The 20,975-nt window shown below is 45.6% G+C and carries 17 protein-coding genes; 6 read left to right on the plus strand and 11 right to left on the minus strand.

From position 1 onward, the window contains the following. The first annotated feature begins 37 nt into the window (after window positions 1-37). Genes GJV44_RS00720 through GJV44_RS00740 form a run of 5 tightly spaced genes read left to right on the plus strand, consistent with a single transcriptional unit; the run spans window position 38 to window position 5,034 of the window. Window positions 38-1,177 (plus strand): DegT/DnrJ/EryC1/StrS family aminotransferase, encoded by a 1,140-nt coding sequence (locus tag GJV44_RS00720; protein ID WP_226806614.1) that lies wholly within the window; start codon window positions 38-40, stop codon window positions 1,175-1,177. Continuing rightward, window positions 1,174-2,133: a glycosyltransferase gene (locus GJV44_RS00725; protein ID WP_226806615.1), complete on the plus strand. Its 960-nt coding sequence runs from the start codon at window positions 1,174-1,176 to the stop codon at window positions 2,131-2,133. Before GJV44_RS00720 ends, GJV44_RS00725 begins: the two co-directional genes overlap by 4 nt. Next, entirely contained in the window at window positions 2,130-3,086 is a 957-nt protein-coding gene (locus GJV44_RS00730) for a formyltransferase (RefSeq protein WP_226806616.1), read from the plus strand. The genes GJV44_RS00725 and GJV44_RS00730 overlap by 4 nt, the downstream gene beginning before the upstream one ends. Then, window positions 3,083-4,123, plus strand: coding sequence for a bifunctional UDP-4-keto-pentose/UDP-xylose synthase (locus GJV44_RS00735; protein ID WP_226806617.1), 1,041 nt, complete (start codon window positions 3,083-3,085; stop codon window positions 4,121-4,123). Before GJV44_RS00730 ends, GJV44_RS00735 begins: the two co-directional genes overlap by 4 nt. Window positions 4,124-4,143: 20 nt before the next feature. Further along, window positions 4,144-5,034 carry a polysaccharide deacetylase family protein gene (locus GJV44_RS00740; protein WP_226806618.1) on the plus strand — a complete coding sequence of 297 codons (891 nt, stop codon included), beginning with the start codon at window positions 4,144-4,146 and terminating at the stop codon, window positions 5,032-5,034. Window positions 5,035-5,634: 600 nt separating this feature from the next. On the opposite strand, the gene GJV44_RS00745 is transcribed toward GJV44_RS00740, so the two are convergent. From GJV44_RS00745 to GJV44_RS00790, 10 genes are all read right to left on the minus strand, one after another. Then, the gene (locus tag GJV44_RS00745; RefSeq protein ID WP_226806619.1) at window positions 5,635-6,645 is read right to left on the minus strand and encodes an inorganic phosphate transporter; all 1,011 of its coding nucleotides are present in this window, start codon (window positions 6,643-6,645) and stop codon (window positions 5,635-5,637) included. Window positions 6,646-6,657: 12 nt separating this feature from the next. After that, on the minus strand, window positions 6,658-7,284 hold the full coding sequence (locus tag GJV44_RS00750) for a DUF47 domain-containing protein (protein ID WP_226806620.1): 627 nt from the start codon (window positions 7,282-7,284) through the stop codon (window positions 6,658-6,660). 165 nt (window positions 7,285-7,449) lie between these two features. Further along, window positions 7,450-8,829, minus strand: coding sequence for a replicative DNA helicase (locus GJV44_RS00755; RefSeq protein WP_226806621.1), 1,380 nt, complete (start codon window positions 8,827-8,829; stop codon window positions 7,450-7,452). A 116-nt stretch (window positions 8,830-8,945) separates the two neighbouring features. Next, window positions 8,946-9,398, minus strand: a complete 453-nt coding sequence (gene rplI, locus GJV44_RS00760) for a 50S ribosomal protein L9 (RefSeq protein ID WP_226806622.1) — start codon at window positions 9,396-9,398, stop codon at window positions 8,946-8,948. A gap of 26 nt (window positions 9,399-9,424) precedes the next feature. After that, window positions 9,425-9,700 (minus strand): 30S ribosomal protein S18, encoded by a 276-nt coding sequence (rpsR, locus tag GJV44_RS00765; RefSeq protein ID WP_226806623.1) that lies wholly within the window; start codon window positions 9,698-9,700, stop codon window positions 9,425-9,427. Continuing rightward, window positions 9,681-10,010 (minus strand): primosomal replication protein N, encoded by a 330-nt coding sequence (gene priB / locus GJV44_RS00770; RefSeq protein ID WP_226806624.1) that lies wholly within the window; start codon window positions 10,008-10,010, stop codon window positions 9,681-9,683. Before priB ends, rpsR begins: the two co-directional genes overlap by 20 nt. 42 nt (window positions 10,011-10,052) lie before the next feature. Further along, on the minus strand, window positions 10,053-10,436 hold the full coding sequence (rpsF, locus tag GJV44_RS00775; RefSeq protein WP_226806625.1) for a 30S ribosomal protein S6: 384 nt from the start codon (window positions 10,434-10,436) through the stop codon (window positions 10,053-10,055). A 2,091-nt stretch (window positions 10,437-12,527) separates the two neighbouring features. Next, on the minus strand, window positions 12,528-13,556 hold the full coding sequence (locus GJV44_RS00780; RefSeq protein ID WP_226806626.1) for an asparaginase: 1,029 nt from the start codon (window positions 13,554-13,556) through the stop codon (window positions 12,528-12,530). Further along, window positions 13,553-15,151 carry an ABC-F family ATPase gene (locus tag GJV44_RS00785; RefSeq protein WP_226806627.1) on the minus strand — a complete coding sequence of 533 codons (1,599 nt, stop codon included), beginning with the start codon at window positions 15,149-15,151 and terminating at the stop codon, window positions 13,553-13,555. The genes GJV44_RS00780 and GJV44_RS00785 overlap by 4 nt, the downstream gene beginning before the upstream one ends. A gap of 2,513 nt (window positions 15,152-17,664) precedes the next feature. After that, a complete protein-coding gene (locus GJV44_RS00790; protein WP_226806628.1) occupies window positions 17,665-18,705 on the minus strand; it encodes an RluA family pseudouridine synthase in 1,041 nt (346 codons plus the stop codon). 17 nt (window positions 18,706-18,722) lie between these two features. Here GJV44_RS00790 and GJV44_RS00795 point away from each other — a divergent pair, with 17 nt between their 5' ends. Beyond that, window positions 18,723-19,523 carry an outer membrane protein assembly factor BamD gene (locus GJV44_RS00795; protein ID WP_226806629.1) on the plus strand — a complete coding sequence of 267 codons (801 nt, stop codon included), beginning with the start codon at window positions 18,723-18,725 and terminating at the stop codon, window positions 19,521-19,523. A 586-nt stretch (window positions 19,524-20,109) separates the two neighbouring features. On the opposite strand, the gene GJV44_RS00800 is transcribed toward GJV44_RS00795, so the two are convergent. Continuing rightward, window positions 20,110-20,757: a hypothetical protein gene (locus GJV44_RS00800; RefSeq protein ID WP_226806630.1), complete on the minus strand. Its 648-nt coding sequence runs from the start codon at window positions 20,755-20,757 to the stop codon at window positions 20,110-20,112. Window positions 20,758-20,975 lie beyond the last annotated feature (218 nt).

Raw genomic sequence — 20,975 nt, forward strand, 5'->3', positions numbered from 1 at the left:
CTCATCAGCCTCTTCAGAAAACCGGATTAGATAAACCATGGGCGAAATTTCTTTGCCATTTATGCGGCCATATGTCGATGAAGAAACGATTGCTGGCGTCGTAGACGTGCTACGTAGCGGTTGGATTACGACTGGCCCACAAAATGCTCGTTTTGAAGCGGCACTGTCTGAGTACTGTGGGCGGCTAGTGCGAACGTTTAATTCGGGTACTTGCACGATGGAAATCGCACTGCGTATCGCTGGAATTGGGCCAGGCGATGAAGTGATTACTACACCGCTATCATGGGTGTCGACCAGTAATGTCATCTGCAAGGTAGGCGCAACTCCAGTATTCGTCGACATTGACCCGGTCACTAGAAACCTAGATCTGGATAAGATCGAGCCTGCTATCACGCCGTATACGCGCGCAATTATTCCGGTGCATTTAGCTGGTATGCCGATAGATCTGGAGCAGCTCTATGCACTTGCGTTTACGCATCGGTTACGCGTGGTTGAAGACGCCGCGCAGGCGCTTGGCTCAAGCTGGAAAGGCCAACGAATCGGTGCCTGCGGAGACTTCGTATCATTTAGCTTTCATGCGAATAAAAATATTACCTCGATCGAGGGTGGTGCGCTAGTTATGAATCATGATGCAGAAGTGCGACTTGCTGAAAAATACCGGCTGCAGGGCATTACGCGTACCGGATTTGATGGAATGGAGTGCGACGTGCTCGGTGGTAAGTACAATTTAACCGATGTCGCTGCCCGTGTCGGGTTAGGCTCGCTAGCTCATTTAGACGAAATTACCGCGAAGCGACGCGCGCTAGCGCGCGCCTATTTTACGTATTTCGCCGATAGTACAGCTATAGCCGCCGGTATCGAGTTGCCGCTTGCAGACTTTACAAACTCAAACTGGCACATGTTCCAGATCGTGCTGCCGTTAGAGCAGCTTACAATCAATCGCGCTACTTTTATGGCACAGATGAAGGAGCGCCATATCGAAACGGGTGCGCACTATCCGCCAATCCATCTATTTAAACTGTACCGAGAACGAGGCTTCCACCCAGGAATATTTCCATGTGCGGAGCGAATTGGGCAAGCGATCGTTACGCTACCCCTATTTCCGCAAATGACACTGGCTGACGTGTGGCGTGTTGTGCAAGCTGTGAATGAAATTATTCGCCGTCACCAAAAATGAATAAGCCTGAAATTTCTGTCGTGATCCCTGTCTACAATGAGGAGGCAGGCTTAACTGCGTTGTTTACGAGGCTCTATCCTGCGCTAGATTCGCTAGGCTTAACCTACGAAGTAATTTTTATTAATGACGGTAGTCGTGATCGCTCAGCTGCGATGTTAGCTGAGCAGTGGCGTGCACGCCCAGATGCTACCTGTGTTGTACTGCTGAACGGCAACTATGGGCAACACATGGCTATCCTCGCCGGGTTTGAGCATACGCGTGGCGATATAGTCATTACACTCGATGCAGACCTACAGAATCCACCCGAGGAAATTGGTAAACTAGTAGCAAAAATGCGCGAAGGCCACGATTATGTTGGCACATTCCGACTGAAGCGGCGAGACAGTCTGTTCCGCCGAAAAGCCTCGGCGGCTATGAACCAGTTACGTGAGCGCATCACACGGATCCGGATGGCCGACCAAGGTTGTATGCTGCGTGTGTACAGCCGTCGAATCATCGACATAATTAACCTATGCGGCGAGATTAACACGTTTATTCCAGCCCTTGCCTATACGTTCGCGCAGAACCCGGTCGAAATTGAAGTATCACATGAAGAGCGTTTCGCTGGCCAATCGAAATACTCGCTATATAGCTTGATCCGACTAAACTTTGATTTAGTCACTGGCTTCTCTGTGGTGCCATTGCAATGGCTATCGTTCGTCGGAGTGGTTCTAGCTAGCGGATCTGCAGCGCTGTTCATACTACTTCTAGTGCGGCGGTTCATCATTGGCGCAGAAGTTCAGGGTGTGTTTACGCTATTTGCAATTACATTCTTTTTGCTTGGCGTAATTATTTTCGCGCTCGGGCTGCTCGGCGAATATATCGGTCGTATTTATCAGAAAGTGCGGGCCCGACCACGATATTTAGTGCGGGCTCTACTACAGCAGCGTGACAATAGGGCGGAGCACAGTCGATGAACGCACGCGCTGTCGTCTTCGCATATCACAATATCGGGGCGCGCTGCTTGCGCGTATTACTCGCGGGTAGCGTAGACATTGCACTCATTGTTACGCAGCAAAATAATCCGAAAGAGCGTATCTGGTTTGAAAGCGTAGCCGCGGTTGCGGAAGACCACGGATTGCTGGTAATTACACCAGCTGATCCGAACTCGCCAGAGTTGATTGAGGCTGTGCGTATGGCACGACCAGATTTCTTATTTTCATTTTATTATCGATATATGCTGTCAGCTGACATACTCGCGCTAGCGCCTCGTGGCACATTTAACTTACACGGATCGCTACTGCCTAAGTATCGTGGACGCGTGCCAATCAACTGGGCTGTTCTCAATGGAGAAACTGAGACTGGCGTCACTCTGCATACGATGACGGCTAAGCCAGATGCTGGAGAGATTATTGCGCAAACGTCAGTACCTATCTTGCCGGATGATACTGCAGTCCAGGTATTTAATAAAGTAACAGTAGCTGCCGAGCAGACGCTATGGAGAATTCTTCCAGCCTTACTAGCCGGCCAGGCGCCACAGCTACCAAATGATTTAGCGGCCGGAAGCTACTTTGGCCGGCGCAGACCAGAGGATGGTCGCATCGACTGGTCCCTACCCGCACAGAAGGTTTACAACCTCGTGCGTGCAGTTGCGCCGCCCTATCCAGGCGCATTTACTGATGATGGCGACGAGCGCTTTATCATTGCTGCAGCCCGGCTTGCGCGTCATGATGTGGTCATCACTGAGAAATTCATGCCAGGATTACGGGTTTTCAATAATGCGCTGTTGGGCGTATGCGGCGATGGCCGCGCACTGGCGATCAGTGAACTGCGCCACGTTCGGCGCGATGCTTCCTATCCTGGGTACGGCGAGCGCGTAATTGACGCAGCAGCATTCCTACGCCTTACTCAATCCTTATCGAATTCATGAAAAAAGTTCTTATTCTCGGAATTAACGGTTTCATCGGGCATCATCTTTCTAAGCGCATCCTAGAGACCACCGATTGGGAAGTATACGGAATGGATATACAGACAGATCGTCTAGGCGATCTAATACATCATTCTCGCATGCACTTCTTCGATGGAGATATCACGATTAATAAAGAATGGGGAGAGTATCACATCCGCAAGTGTGATGTGATTTTGCCGTTGGTTGCGATTGCCACGCCAGCTACCTATGTAAAGCAGCCACTACGCGTGTTTGAGCTTGATTTTGAGGCAAACATGCCGATTGTACGATCAGCGGTCAAGTATGAAAAACACCTGGTTTTTCCGTCTACTTCCGAAGTGTACGGTATGTGCAGCGATAGCGAGTTCGACCCAGAAACCTCGCCGTTAATTTACGGCCCGATTAATAAGCCGCGATGGATCTATGCATGCTCGAAACAGTTAATGGATCGCGTAATTTGGGGCTACGGTATGGAAGGTCTAAATTTCACGCTATTTCGCCCTTTCAATTGGATTGGCCCAGGGCTAGACAACATCCATACTCCAAAGGAGGGGTCATCGCGTGTGGTTACGCAGTTTCTTGGCCATATCGTTCGGGGCGAGAATATCAGCTTAGTCGACGGCGGCGCGCAAAAACGCACGTTTACTGATATTGACGACGGCATTTCGGCACTAATGCAAATTATTAAGAATCCCGGCAGTATCGCAACCGGCAAGATCTATAATATCGGCAATCCACATAACAATTTTTCGGTGTATGAGCTGGCTAATAAGATGCTGTTGCTGGCAGCAGAGTACACTGAATATGCGCAGCTCGCACAACAGGTAAAATTAGTAGAAACTTCATCGATAGCTTATTACGGCAGTGGTTATCAAGACGTACAAAATCGCATTCCGAAGATTAATAATACAAAGAAAGATCTAGCTTGGTCGCCGACGACGTCAATGGATGACGCACTGCGCAATATCTTTGAGGCATATCGATCGCAGGTCTCCGAAGTCCGCGCGCTAATTGATTAACGATGTACGTTAGTAGAATAATGACTTATATTGTACTAAAGATCGACGTAGATACGCTGCGCGGGACCTGTGAGGGAGTGCCGAATCTCATAAAGATGCTCCGGAACGCCGGAGCGACATTCCTGTTTAGTTTAGGAAAAGACCATACGGGTTGGGCATTACGCCGGATATTCCGGCCGGGCTTCCTTCGTAAAGTGTCTCGTACATCAGTGCTCAAACACTACGGTCTTAAAACGCTCGCTTATGGCGTTTTGCTGCCCGGCCCAGATATCGGTGCATGCGCGGCTGAACAGATGCGTGCTACACGCAATGCTGGATTCGAGGTAGGTATCCATACATGGGATCACGTGTATTGGCAGGATAATGTTCGAACGCGGGAGCGCGAATGGACTATTGCACAAATGGCGCAAAGCCAAGCACGCTTTATTGAGATATTCGGCAACGCTGCATGTACTCATGGAGCGGCGGGCTGGCAGATGAATAACTATGCATTTCATCAGCTTGACGCTTGGGGTATTCGATATGCATCCGACGGACGCGGCTATGGCCCATACCGGCCGACTATCAATGGTTTTCCGCTTACTCACGTGCAGCTGCCGACTACTCTACCGACATTAGACGAAGTACTTCGGCTAGACGGATTGAACGTTGACAACGTCGCTGATTATCTATTGTCGTTGACGCGGTATAGTAGCATTGATCACGTATTTACACTACACGCGGAACTAGAAGGGCAGAAGCTCGCTCCTGTGCTTGAACGTCTGCTAGCAGGCTGGCGCGCACAAGGACATGCACTAGTATCTATGGCTGACTACTATTCGACACTACACCTGGACTCCCTTCCATTGCACCCTATCGTATGGGGCAAGGTGCCGGGTCGATCTGGTGAATTGATTATTCAGCCTAACTAAATAATAAGAGCGGTTTTCGATCCACATAGATGCAACTGCGCTGATTCACGGAAGAAATTATTCTGAGAACCTTGCGATCAATTGCTCCGTTAACAATATTGCTTAGGTGCTAGCCGCGCTAGGCAGGCACTGTAAAACGGCTCTATGCTCTAAAACACATTTGTTTTTTTGATGTAAACGTTGCAGGTTATAGTGGTCTGTAATAAGTTGTGACAACTGATCTAACCGCTGCCTTTCCCATCTAGGATAGTACTTTTTCTTTTAGAGCTGAACGGACTTATACCAACTGCCACTCATCGTATCGTTACAACTGATAATCGCGCTCCTGTAGGGGGCGGAGTCAGCTTTGCTCCACTCCTCTCCCCCTACAAGGAGTATCGTCAGACTTGTTCCGCAAAGTGAACGATGCTTTTGCCCACTATCCCCAGTAAGCTAGAAAATCTATTTTCACCCAACAAATACAGGGCTAAAGTGAAGATAGCTAAGAGCATCTTCACTGAGCGAAACCATAATAATTCCTCTGAAAGTCAGGGCAGTAGTATCAACTTTATCAAAGACACAAGTCAGCTGCTGCTTCCAGTGTTAATACCACTCACGTATTTATAGCAGCTGCTGACCGAGCCACCAGCTGAAAGCAGCTAGCATAGCGGATGCTGGAATCGTTAGAATCCAGGCCCACACGATATTGCCGGCAACACCCCAGCGTACAGCCGACAGTTTTTGCGTAGCTCCAACACCAACGATTGCACCAGTAATCGTATGCGTCGTCGAAACAGGAATGCCAAGCCAAGATGCTATAAACAGCGTAATTGCTCCACCAGTCTCGGCACAGAAACCACCGACTGGCTTAAGCCGTGTGATGCGCTGCCCCATTGTACGCACAATCCGCCAACCGCCGAACAACGTACCCAGGCCCATTGACATGTAGCAACCGGTAATAACCCATATTGGTGGAGCATTGATGTTTACTGATGAGTAGCCGGTCGCAATCAGCAGAACCCAAATAATGCCGATCGTTTTTTGGGCGTCGTTTCCTCCATGCCCTAAACTATACAGCGACGCAGAGACAAGTTGAAGCCGACGGAAATGCCGATCAATGCGACTTGGGGGAGTGCGAAAGAAGAACCAGGATACAAGCAGCATAAACAGGGATCCCAGCACAAATCCAAGCAACGGCGATATGAAAATGAAGGAGATCGTCCTTACTAATCCATCTATGTTCAGCGCGCCCCACCCAGACTTAGCAAGCGCTGAACCAACTAAACCACCAATCAGCGCATGCGATGAACTGGATGGGATACTGTAGTACCAAGTCACAATATTCCAGCTAATCGCTCCTACTAGGGCACCGAATATAACATAGTGATCGATAATACCGATATCAATAGTACCCTTGCCGACAGTAGCCGCTACTTTTAAATGAAAGATAAAATATGCAACAATATTAAAACTAGCAGAAAACGCTACAGCCTGGTGAGGCTTAAGTACACCAGTTGACACCACGGTTGCAATCGAGTTTGCCGCGTCGTGAAAGCCATTCATAAAATCAAATATTAAGGCGATGGCAACTAAAAGAGCGACCGGCCATAGAGCAAGTTGGATCGGATGCATCAGCTGACCTGTCTATGCGTTCTCAAGCACAATGCCTTCTATAATGTTTGCAACATCTTCACACTTATCCGTCACAGCTTCAAGTAATTCGAAAATTGCCTTTAACTTAATCAGTGTCTTCACGTTGTCCTCCTCTCGAAATAGCTTGGACATTGCCGAACGTAGAAGGCTGTCGGCCTCTGATTCGTAACGGTCGATCTCCTCGCAAGCTTTTAGGATAGCGCTAGCACGTTTCATATTGTGCAGCAGGCCAACCGCCGTTTGTACATGTTCGCACGTTAGTCGACAAATATGCGTTAGTTCATTTGCCTCAGAGGTTACCGAACGCACGTCATATAGTGACACTGCAGTCGCAACATTCTCCATCAAGTCAAGGATGTCATCCATCGTTGTAATTAGTTTATGGACTTCATCGCGGTCTAGCGGAGTAATAAAAGTTTTATGCAGCAAATCAATGCATTCGTGCGTTAGCTTATCAGCACGTTTCTCGTTAGCTTGTACATTTTGCCTATGCACTTCCGCATGAGGCAGGTCTTCAATTAAGCGCTCGAGTTCCAGGCTAGTATCGACAATACATTGTGCATGAGCATTGAAGATTTCAAAAAACTTGCCTTCTTTTGGTATAAAGCGTCCAAACATGGATCCCTCGGAAGTAATGGGCGCCGACACAAAGCGTCATATTATTTCAGCAACTGCTGCGATATACATTTTATCGCAGCACAGCACAGGAATGGGGAAGGGTGACGAATGCGATCTAGCCGCTATATAAATGAGAGATATTCAAGATAAGCTCAGGTATTTACCTTAGTAAGGCATGGCAACGCCAGAAAAATTATCGAATTTTGTGTACGATCCAAGGAATGTCAAACGAACCAGGCCAATTGGGCCATTCCGCTGTTTACCAATAATAATCTCCGCCGTCCCCCTGTCAGGACTGTCTGGGTTATAGACTTCATCGCGATAAATAAAAAGGATTACATCCGCATCTTGTTCAATTGCACCAGACTCACGCAGGTCAGACATGACTGGATGTTTATTTGGCCTCTGCTCCAAGCCACGATTTAGCTGAGACAGCGCGATAAGCGGCACGTCAAGTTCCTTAGCTAGACTTTTCAGCGAACGCGAAATTTCAGAGATCTCTGTCGCACGGTTTTCGTTGTGCGATGCACTGGTCATCAGTTGTAGGTAATCGACAATAATTAAACCTAGCTTGCCACACTGACGGGCTAGTCTACGTGCCCGAGCGCGTAATTCCATTGGATTCAGACCGCCCGTCTCATCAATGAAGATCTGCGCTTCACTCATTTTCTGCACTGCGTGCGTAAGCTTAGGCCAATCTTCATCAGTTAGCCGACCAGTACGCATCCGATGCTGATCAAGCCGCCCAATTGAGCCTAGCATTCGTATTACAAGCTGCGTACCGGGCATTTCCATCGAAAAAACTGCGACTGGCAACCCGTATTCAACTGCGACGTATTCACCGATATTCATAGAAAATGCAGTTTTTCCCATTGATGGCCGCCCAGCAACAATAATTAATTCACCTCCGTGCATACCGGAAGTGATTCGGTCTAAGTCAATGAAGCCAGTTGGTGTGCCGGTTACATCACTTGAATTTGCTGTGTGGTACAGTGAATCAATCCGCTCAACTACTTGCGTTAACAGTGGCCCGATTTCGAGAAATCCTTGTATTCCACGCTGCCCTTGCTCCGCAATCGCGAAAACCTTGGCTTCTGCCTCATCGAGTAGCTGACGAACCTCCCTGCCCTTTGGATTGAATGCATCGCCAGCAATCTCGTCTGCAACAGTCACGAGCTTGCGTAATACGGCACGATCACGCACGATTTCGGCATATCGTCGTATGTTTGCCGCGCTTGGTGTATTTTGTGCAAGTGCGTTTAGATAGGTAAGGCCTCCAATATCGCTTGCCTTACCTAAGGCAGAGAGAGACTCAAATACTGTAATGACATCGGCAGGCCGAGACGTCATAATCAGCTTACCGATATGGTCGTAGATTAGCTGGTGATCAAATCGATAGAAATCTTGGTGACTTAAAAAATCTGCAATCCGGTCCCATGCGCCATTATCAAGCAGCAGACCGCCAAGAACTGACTGCTCAGCCTCGACTGAGTGTGGTGGAACTTTCAATGACTCAAGTTGCGGATCGTGGTTCAAAACGTTCATATGCGCTGATTCAGTTATTTAGCTATTCACGCAAATGGTATGGCACAAAAAAAACAGGAGCCGGTTATCTTCCGGATCCTGCTTGCACCGCGATATGCGAAGGTGCGGTAGCGACTTTAGGCACGTTCGCTAAGCACTAATACTGTAATATCTCTGACAATATCGGCGTGCAGTACCACTTGCACTAAATGCTCACCAATAGTCTTCAAAGGACCGTGGGATAAACGAATTTGTGCCTTCTCGATATCAAATCCCTGCAGCTTAAGCGCGTCGACGATATCTTGATTCGTAACGGAGCCGAACAGACGGCCATCTACACCGGACTTTTGAGTAATCTGCAGTGTCAGGCTAGTCAGTTTTTCGCTTTGAGCTTGCAGAAAAAGTAACTTGTTAGCTGCCGCCTTCTCAAGTTCTGAGCGGCGTGTTTCGAATTCTGCAATCGTATTTTTCGTGGCACGGCGAGCCTTACGCTGTGGAATTAGGAAGTTACGTGCATAGCCGTTCTTGACCCCGATAATGTCACCAAGATTACCGAGGTTGACAATTTTTTCTAATAAAATAACTTGCATGTGAATTCCCTGTAATAGATACCGGCCTAAGCTTTATGCAAGTCTGTGTATGGCAGCAGCGCAAGGAAGCGTGCCCTCTTAATTGCTGTGTCGAGCTGGCGCTGATAATGAGCTTTCGTGCCAGTTAGACGCGCTGGCGTGATCTTACCGTTTTCGCTAATAAAATCTTTCAGCGTCTCGATATCTTTATAGTCAATATACTCGACGCTAGCCGCCGTGAAGCGGCAGAACTTTTTGCGCTTAAATAGCGGATTCTGTTGTTGGCGACGCTTATCAAATTTTTTACCAGTTGGACGAGCCATGATTAGTTTTTTCTATACCCTGTAATGCAGTAATGTGAAATATTAAATTTTTTCCGTTACGGTGTTTTCGAGCTAAAAAACCATCGAAATACGCCGGGGCCGGGGTACCTAACCCAAATTTCACTACTTTCTTGCTGATATCACCAGCCGCAAGCGCTGGGATTATTAGCTCGATGCGGCGGCTAACACCAGCCTCTATAACTTCAGATTTACTCTGTAACACAAAATTAACGATTGGCACACCAGATGGTGTATAACGCACCGGATCTCGCTCGATGATATTTGCTATAAGCTGAAACCGGTTTAACATACGCGCTCGACTGGCTTTCGCCTGTTTACTGATATTACCTACTTACGTTACTGATTGGAGTTCGGAAATCTGCGGCTGCGCAGTTAATTTTTTTGCTTCTTCGCGATGCACTTCTTTCATCATCGGCGATGGTCCTGTCTCGGCTTTATGTATCCTGACAACTAGGTAGCGAAGCACCGCGTCATTAAATTTAAATGCATGTTCTAGCTCGTCGAGCGTAGCCTGGTCAGATTTGATATTTATGCAAACATAATGCGCTTTCGCTAGCTTTTCGATCATATAAGCTAACTGACGGCGGCCCCAGTCCTCGATACGGTAGATTAAACTACCGTGACTGGTGATCATTGACTTATATTTTTCGATCATTGCAGGCACCTGCTTACTTTGGTCAGGGTGTACAATGAGCGTTATTTCATAATGACGCATATATATTCCTTATGGATAAAGCCACCCTAGCGTCGGAATTAGTATGGCAAGTACGAGTAAGTTATTCTAGCTCAATTACTCTATATTCGCAATTTTCTCTTACGTTTCTAAAAAAATTTAATATGTTATCTGTTCCTTTAATGCTACTTTAACCATTATCATTGGTCAAGATCATGCATATCCAGCGGCAACTTTACTCCCGATTGAATGTCACTGTTTAATTTCTTAAACATACTAACGTCTTCTGTATTGTTCTTGTAATCAGCGTACAAATACTCACCATCTTTATCTAAAAAAGCGAGTCTACTCCAGCTAATTTATACATGCGATTACAAGCCTAAATAACAACGTGGCCTATAGTATTACTTATGACCTAAAATCAGATAGACCTTATAGATCATTAATAGGTTGTACGCTATGCCTAACGAAACCATTATATAGTCATGTATACACAGCACGTTTATTGAACGTAATCTATATTCGTCGCTTATCCTTACATCTATCTAGCCTCTAACCTTAATCCCAAGATCTAAAATCATAAGCCCCCAATAGTAAGTGTAAGAATTTGGTATCCTTCGCGTCGATAAATCTAGAAGATCAAATAACATTGACACATGAGTGCGATAAATCTTGGTTTATAGATAAAAATATCTTCACTAATTGGATTGCATGCGATTGTAGGAGATACTAGCTTTTGTTACAATCATGCAACAGATTATTATAGTTCTTAGTACCATCAATACTGACTCTATTGTCATTCGGACTCTACGCGGAGAGTTAATGAATTTCCTTCCATAGTGCACAATTGCAGTATTATGTATATTGCAATCTATATATAGCACCCGATGTTTATTAACGTAATTTTTACATTAATTAATTTTTGAAAAATAGATAGAATGCTATTATTAAAATATTCTAGTCTATACTAGACTGATGGCTTCGAGATTGAAGTTTACTATAAAGTAAATACTTCTCTTAATAATATAGATATTTCTAAAAATAGACCCAGTAATACTGCAGCTAGATTTATTAATTACTATAAAAAGACTTAAATGCTACTAGCAATTTTAGTGACTATAATTAGAATTTCGGAACTAAAATAATTTGTATCAAAATACAAGCTACATTTTCTCATTTTATACAAAATATGATATATAATATTAAAATTATCTTTTATATACAGATTAATTACTCTTTACTTTTTAGTACAGAGGGTTTCCGACGAGTAAACCGATTTAATAAATTTTAATTTTATAAATTTTTATATTTTTTATAAAAACCATATAAACTTTTTTATTTACTAGAAATCATCTAACTATGATTAATTTTTTATTAAAAAAATAAAATTAGTTAAGACTAATAACGTGCGTTATTAATTTAAATAACGTAATTTAGTATTTATATACTGTGCAATTTTACACTAATTTATATTTAACTAAAATTAACTAAAATAATTTAGCTATTAACTAAAAATAAACGCTCTAATTTACCCGTAATTTTACTGTTTAATCCGCTTATCAATCACTCTTCGAGAATCATCGTTAGTTCAACATTGCTAGATCTCCCCGAAACATCCTCGACGCGCCTTACCTTGCTATCGCTCCTGATTCGCTGAATACACTGCACTTTTTAGACTTTTTGTCGGTATGCGGCAACACATTCGTATAAAAAAGCACTTAGTCCCGTGCTAATATCTGTACTCTGTTTTTAACAATAGCAAGAGAATAGCTTCTACCTACAGTATTTTGAAACTAATTATTGATTAATAGTACTGCTTATCGTACGCTTCTATCGATAGAGTAGCGACGAAAGCAGCATAAATAACAACTTATACACTACAATGCGATTCACTATTCTTCGGTAGTGACGAGCGACTTTCTCGGTTTATTTTATCTCATTGCGCGCATTCTACTTACTTATGTTGACTGCAACAATTGGGGTAGATTAAAATGCATCCTATAAGGCTGACCCCCCTTAGAATAAAAAGCGCGATACGTCAGACACTGCTAACAGTTCTAATAAGAAATCAGTAGAGCTATCGTAGTATCCTATACAGAAATATTTATTGATCCGCAAAGCTATATCTAGCAATCAGTACTGATCAAACAGGCTCTGTAACATTACAGGCTCTCCCCATCCGTGAGTAAGCGCGAGTATAAGTAAAACGCGTGCTTTATAGGGATTTAGTGTGCCGGCACTAACTAAGCCAAGCGCGTCGTCTGGTGCAGCGCCGTTACGCATCACATGTCCAGAACCCACACGCGACGAGCGCACCACTGCAACGCCACGTGCTCGAGCATCGGCAAGGGCTTGCTGCAATCTCACATGCACCGAACCATTTCCAGTCCCAGCGACAACAATTCCACATATTCTGGCGTTAACTAGGGTGTCGACAACTAGCCGAGATGCACCGGCATGACTAACAACTATCTGAACTGCCGGCAGCGCGTACTGCGTATCGATAGCGTTAATCTTAAAAACAGATTGCATTGTATGTGCGCGCGTCACGAGCCGCTGAAATTCAACCCGCCCGTCTTGTATCCAACCTAGGATACCACTTTCCGGCGATGCAAAGGCATCGACCGCATACGTACTGATCTTTGTAATGTCACGTGCGCCATGAATGCGATTTGCAAACGCGACTAGCACACCACGTGCCACCGCATCCGGATGCGCTGCAAGCGTCACTGCATTAAGTAAGTTTAGCGAGCCGTCAGCAGACAACGCAGTGAATGGCCGCATTGCCGCAGTTAGCACAACTGGTTTTATGCTTGCTACTGTTAAGTGCAGCCAATATGCCGTTTCCTCTAAAGTATCAGTACCGTGTGCGATCACAAGCCCGTCGATATTATTTTGCATAAGCAATGTATTAACGCGATGAGTCAACGTTATCCATAGTGCATCGTCGAGATCCTTACTATCGATACTTGCAATCTGCTCCGCGTAGATTTCTGCAATACCGTCCAGTGCTGGTATAGCAGACAGCAGTCGCTCCACGCTAAACACGCCAGCTTTATAGCTAGCGGTCTGGGTTGCGTCGGCTGTATCTCCGGCAATTGTGCCGCCAGTCGCTAGCACCGCAACTGTTGGCCGTTTCTGGTGCGTTGCGTCTGCGCTCATTCAAGACCTTGGTTGGCAAGAAATTCGTCGTAGCGGCCGCTAAAGTCTACGATTATGCTATCCATATGGACTTCGATAACTCGGTTCGCTAGGCCATTCACAAATTCTCGGTCATGCGACACAAAAACTAAAGTGCCTTCATATTTCTCTAGCGCGATCTGTAGCGACTCGATCGATTCCATATCCATGTGATTAGTGGGCTCATCCATTAGCAACACGTTGTGCCGTCCAAGCATCAGCTTGCCCCATAATAGACGCGCCTTTTCACCTCCAGAGAGCACTTTAACCGACTTGTGAACCTCGTCGCTAGAAAATAGCAAACGCCCGAGCGTGCCGCGAACTATAGTTTCGTTATCTCCATCCCGGCGAAATTGATTAATCCAATCTGTCAACGATACCTCATCTGGAAAAACCTCGGATGTATCTTGCGGCATGTAACCAATATTCGCGTTCTCGGCCCACTTTATTTGCCCATGATCTAGAGCTAAGTTACCAAATAATGAACGCAGCAATGTAGTCTTGCCGGCACCATTCGCACCAACGATGGCAATTTTCTCGCCTGGCCGAATGCATAGGTTTAAGTTTTGGAAGATTGTTCTCTCATATTTCTTAGTAATCTGCTCAGTACTCACCGCAATGTTGTATAGCTTTTTATCAAACTCGAAGCGAATGAATGGATGTTGTCGTGACGAAGGTTTGAGTTCCTCTATCTTGATCTTGATCTTGTCGATCTGTCTTAGTCGACTTGTTGCCTGACGCGCCTTGGACTTATTAGCGGAGAAACGACGCACGAAATCATGTAAGTCTATAATACGATCCTTGGCCTTCGAATTTGCGGCGGCTTGCCGCGCTCGCGCTTGGGCTGCCGCAAGCATATAATCGTCATAGTTTCCCGGATAGATCTTCAGTGTGCCATAGTCCATGTCTGCCATATGCGTGCACACCTGATTAAGGAAGTGCCGATCGTGCGAGATGATAATCATCGTTGAATCTCGATCATTTAGGATGTTTTCAAGCCAGCGGATCGAATGGATGTCTAGATTATTTGTTGGCTCGTCTAGTAATAGAACGTCTGGGTTAGAGAACAACGCTTGAGCCAACAGAACGCGCAGCTTCCACCCAGGCGCGATGTTACTCATCGGTCCATGATGGTCTTCAATCGCAATACCGATGCCAATTAATAACTCACCAGCACGCGCCTCGGCCGTGTAGCCGTCATATTCAGCAAACTTTGCTTCTAACTCTGCTGCGCGCATATAGTTGTCATCAGTGGCCTCTGGATTCGCGTAGATCGCGTCACGCTCACTCATGGCCTGCCACATCTCGACGTGGCCCATCATGACTACGTCGAGTACCCGCATATTCTCATAAGAAAACTGATCTTGATTCAGCTTACCCAAACGTATACTCAAATCAAGAACAACCGTACCGGAACTGGGCTCCAGGTCATTCCCGAGGATCTTCATAAATGTCGACTTTCCGCAGCCGTTGGCGCCGATTAGCCCATAGCGGTTGCCCTCGCCGAACTTAACAGAGATATTTTCGAACAAGGGTCTAGGCCCAAATTGCATCGTAATGTTCGCAGTAGACAGCACAAAAATGTCCTCGTGGCAAGATTCGGGAGAAATGCATTATTTTACCATCCTAGAGCCTACGACAGGGATCAGATAAGCCTTGCGCTGCCCGCGTCGTAGCTTAGCGCTAATCTATATCTGAAAATGTTGAGTACAGCCCGATCAATACAGTTTATCTACTCTACATTAATAAGCAGCGTTACCTGGTCTAGTTAGCTAGGTCACGAGTGAGTGGTACGCACACCGCATATAACACGTCTTTTCGAAAGCTGAGAGATGATAGTTGTCGTGGTATATAATTATGGGCTCGGAGAGCTTGATACTAATGTCGACCAACTGGTTAATCGAAAAAAAACACCGTCAATAGTCGAAACGAATAGCAAACAATCTATTTTTCCTTTGAGAGCTACTAGTTACCAATATTTTTTCAGACTGACTGATAGTCAGTCTGAAAATTAGCACGAGTTCTGATGAACCCTACTGGTTAACATAAATATACTGGCTAGTGCTACACTGCAGATGACTAGTAAAAGCTACGGCCAGCTATTGCACAGGTCTGTTGTAATATCGGCTATATCGTGCCTAGTTAGTGACGAGTACGTCTATGCACTGCTGCAATAGCCGCACTCAGTGCAGTAAGAATATTCCCCCAGTATTGAACTCTTTCCGAGAATAATAAGCACTTATACAATAAGTGGCGACGCAGGTGAAAATAGGGCGCAACACGCTCAAAGATAAGAGTCATATGCCTAACTACAAGCTTGTGCGATGTATGCCTTATAGCTTATTAGCTAGAGCTATAAATCAAATGAATTTATTCCGATATTCAACAGAAAAACGATTAAAAAAGAGGTCTCCGAAATAATTGTGTACATTTTGTTCCAACGTAGCCCATAGTAAGAACATTATCGTAATAACTAGACATTTAACGAATTATACTCATTCGCCACACCGCAGCCTAATGACTACAACAACAGCCTAATTAGAACCGAAAATCGGCCTAGCTAAAGCTAAAAAATATAAAATCAAAACCTTATTAACATTTGTCGAATCGTACGGAGATAGCGACGATCAAGCCATTCGTATACGGAAATTGCCTACGACACTACCCGCTATAGCGCTGTTAGTGCGCTGTTTAGATAAACTAGTTCTCACATATGTATGTGTTATGCAGGAGACTGGGAGTAGAGCGCAATATAGATTCTATAGTACGCTAAGAAGCGGGTACGCGCTCCATGCGGTTATCTATCTCTTACCACTAGTGATGTGCATTTACCTGACATTCCCAAATATTTGTGTAGTTACCGTGATGCATGTACGTCATCTGCAATGCAGATGCTTTGACTAAGGCAGTGCTATGTTGGTTAGAGCAGCCTTACGTGCTAACCGATAGCATCAAAGATGCTGCATTAGTTTTTCAGGCTTCTCAATATCGGCACGCAGATTATCCTCTCGATCTAGGTCAATAACGCCGCGATGCAGTCACATATACGCATTGCCGGCATCGTAAGACTATGCGCACTGCCACAGTTCCAGCCAAGCAAAAATAGCTTGAGGTCCCCCAACGAATGCGTAGACTCGAGCGGCTCATGTGGCATGGGTTGAACGCTACATAGAAATAACCCCCCTCCTAGTATGCGAGGCTCGCGCAATCATAACATGCTTGATGTAGCACCACTAAGGCCGCCGGGCAGCGCCTAGGCTAAGCAGCAATCACCGATGCACTTCGCTCATGCACGTTGAGGTCGCGGCGCATCCACGCCTGCTTCATCGATCGATATAAATCGTAGTCTGCTGTAATTGTCGGACCTATGAGAACGTCGCTGCCGCCGGACTTGTTTGGTTAAGGCTTGCGCCGAGATGTCGACCCCATGTTCGCGTGGCTGGAACACGAGGCTTCTCGATTGGGAAAAGACGTTCAAATCGAAAAGAGTCCAGAAGACTGTAGCAATGCATAACGCCCCTTCGATCGAGACAATACACTGTTAGACAGTTACACAGCTGTCATGTAATGGATTTGCATAACCATGGCTCATGCTATGCATTTTCTCCATTAATTATGGAGGTTGTTTTGCCATAGCCGGCTGTATAACTATTATCTGTTTTAGTCCAGTAGCACTCTACAGGCTGGTAGAAGTTTCTTAACTAGTCGTAGATAGGGGTAAAGAGGAGGGGTGGGAGCCGAATATTGTCAACCTGAATCTCTGATAGACGCAGTTCCAGTGAGTTTAAGTGCTGCTATACTCTAAATAAGTTGGAAATATCTATATAGACTAACGAGTACTTTCAGAAGAAGCATATCGAGAGCGCAACCGAACAGCACAAGGCTGTTGCAGATCGTTTATCTCTACATATTATTTTTTGATTACATTACCATAATTCTATGTTAATCATAGAACCGATTTTATCGCATGATGATCTTTTAAAATCAGAAGATTTTAGACAGCACAGACATTTACGCACCCATCCAGCACGATATAGTCCTAACTATGTTAACCCGGCAAAATGCTGGGAAATCGATTCATTGATGAGACTCATGTAAACGCACTCTCATCCGTATCAGCTAGCTTAAGCGCAGACACTAATTGCGCTAGGTCTTGCGGTATCGTTGAACGCCAGGCTACCTGCATGTGAGTGGCTGGATGAACCAGCTCGAGCATCCGCGCATGCAGTGCCTGTCGCGCAAAGCCAGCCGGCAGTGCAGGTATTTTCTGCGCGTTGAGCCCACGGCTATACAATAAGTCGCCAAGAAGCGGATGGCCTATGTGGGCTAGATGTACACGGATCTGATGTGTACGTCCGGTATCAAGATCACAGTGCAGTTTCGATATAGATTGCTGGGACCATACACCAGTGGCTACGGTCTTGAAGCGCGTACGCGCAGCCTTACCGGCACCCCCAGTGAGTACTGCCATGCGTGTACGCTCACGCGGATCACGTCCGATCGGCGCATCGATACATCCGCTCAGCGGCGTGATACCCCAGGAAAGTGCGATGTAGTAACGCTTAACCGTACGCGCCTGCAACTGTCTCACCAAATTTGTTTGTGCGGCTAATGTACGCGCAACTACCATCACACCTGAGGTATCTTTGTCTAGACGGTGCACAATGCCCGCACGCGGCAGTTCAGCGGCATGCGGATAGCGATGCAGTAAACCGTTGAGAAGCGTGCCACACCAATTACCTGCAGCTGGGTGCACGACTAGTCCAGCCGGCTTGTCTATTACAAGCAGAGTATCGTCTTCATAGACGATTGGCAATGGCACTGGTTCCGGAATACAAGCTGATACTTCCGGCAATTGATCCGGTACAAGCCGCACAGTCGAACCAGATAGTACGGGCTGGCGCAGCCGCGCCGGAGCGCCATCTAGCGTTACGCGCCCTGCATCAATCCACATCTGTAGGCGGCTACGCGAAAAGTCGGGGAATAGTCGAGCAAGAGCCTTATCCAGCCGCTCGCCTGCCAACGACGGGGGCACCCATGCTATCTGCTCATCTAAGCTGTTCTGGATTACGCTTGAGCTATAATCATAAGCATTATTCTCGGCGCTAGGCCGGTGATTGAAACGCTTCATCCTAAACTTCACTGAAAATGCGGGTGCTAAATAAACTAAGGATCGCTGCTATAACCATCGCAGCGACGATCATCGCCGGTTGCCACGGCTTTCCTAAGAAATTAGATGAAACAGCAGTTTGGACCAACGAAACATTATACGCGGAGGCCCAAAACGCTTTTACTACTGGTAACTGGAGAAAGTGTTCAGAGTACTTCGAATTGCTGCAGGGGCGCGATTCGTTCGGTCATTGCGCGCAACAAGCGCAAATTAACGTTGCGTATTGCGAATGGAAAGACAATAAAATAGCGTCAGCAAAACAAGTAATCAATCGATTTATTCAATTACATCCGGACCATCCGGACATCGCGTATGCGTACTACTTAAAAGGTCTCATGAGTTTTAACGCAAACTTAGATCTGTTCAGCCGGCTCACCGGTCAAGATATAACCGAACTCGACCCACAGGCGTTGCGTGACTCCCACAATGCTTTTCGAGTTATCGTCGAGCAGCACCCAAGCAGTAAGTACGCGCCGGACGCTGCACAGCGCATGCGTTATATTGTCAACGCACTAGCCTCGCATGAGGCACACACTGCCGACTACTACTATCGTCGTGGTGCGTACATTGCTGCAATCAACCGAGCGAAAATAGTTCTTCAAGAATATAAAAATTCTCCGGCTACCGAGGATGCGTTGCATCTGATGATATTGTCGTATCATGCATTAAATCTACCGCAGCTTGCCAATGATGCCCAGCGAATTCTCACATCAACTTTTCCGAATAGCCTATACGTGACTGATCATTCTTATGCTCTGCGCAAAGATGAAAATCTATAGTATTAATTCTGATGAACCAGAGTCAAATTACACATACTGATTGTGATGCTAGGCGGGGGGTTATACTAGCCCTATCATAGTATTTCTAGGGAGTTTCGATGGAATAGTAGGCTGATGTTGATAAATACACCACCCACTTACCGTACGGATTGTCGATCAAGTGTAATAGGATTTATCTAGCAGAAGAAATAGCAGATTTGACGGAAACAGAATGGTTTGGCTATTCAGTGTAGTGAGCCCTGCTTAACCGGAAAGAGATACAACTATTTCCGAACAAAGGCTACATCGTGCAACCGGTTGGAAATTTGGTTGATCCTCTTATAGTGCTATATATACCAGCTCGCGAGATTCGAGGGGTGCTGCAAAATACTAACCCAACATTGCGCTCAGCTCTACGTTGCGTTAATTATCACAAAATTTTAATGCACTTTTAAAATTTTGGGTTTATATAAAAATCTTGCCGAGCTGTGTGCTGTCTTTTCTGCTAAAATTTCTATCATCTTCTTACTTGCACATAACCCTGTACGCACATCTTCCCCTCTACTGTTCCTGATTAGACTTACGTTCAGGACAATTTGCTTTTACCTTATTCGCTACTAGCGCGCCGTGCGTTGTAGCACTTCTCGCTGTAGTAAAACTTGCTCGGTACGTGTTTCCGTGCATGCATAGCCCGACGCTCGTCGTCCAATGCTATTTGGTCGGTGCGAATCTGCATCTTGTTGTCGATCATGCGATCGCGCGCTTTCTGCAAACAATAGTTGATTAGAATGGTGTTATAGCAATTATGTTGTGCGACAGCATATTCGTATTTATTTAGCTCAGTGCGACGATTGAGCTGTGCTTGTCGGTCACTGAATCCTGTACTTTGTGCTCGTAGATCGGGGTCCTTCCTATCTACGATATGCTCTTCTAGACTGCTAGAAATTGCTGTGTATACACTGGCGCTATTGTTATTTAGCGCAATCGATACTAGAGGTTCGTATGGCATGATAGTCGGCATAGCCGATATCTCCGAATTAACTACCGTCATCTTAGAAATTCTATAGCCTGCATGAAACATGGTCAGCGTACTAGGATGTAAATGCAATGACATAGCCAGCACATTACTAACCATACACGCAAGAAGCAATCTGGCCATTGGCCGGATGTAATCGTGTCTTGCGGTCAGGGCTACTGCTGCTCCATGAAGATTCTGTCGTACTACATCTGCTTGGCGTAATTGATTCTTGAACATGCTGGCATGGTAAAAAATGCAAACAGGCATTCATATATATGAAAACTTTAGCATCATGCTTTTATATTACAACCGCTCTATATTATTCTTTAAGAGAATGTTCGGGTCAGATAAGTATAAGCTCTTTATATAACAGATGGAATGACGCTAAAAATCATACAGATTATTTTTACCGCGTTCAATATTGAACTGCAACAATTTACAACAGGTATTCTAAG

This window comes from Candidatus Vallotiella adelgis, assembly GCF_020541305.1.
GTDB lineage: Bacteria > Pseudomonadota > Gammaproteobacteria > Burkholderiales > Burkholderiaceae > Mycetohabitans > Mycetohabitans adelgis.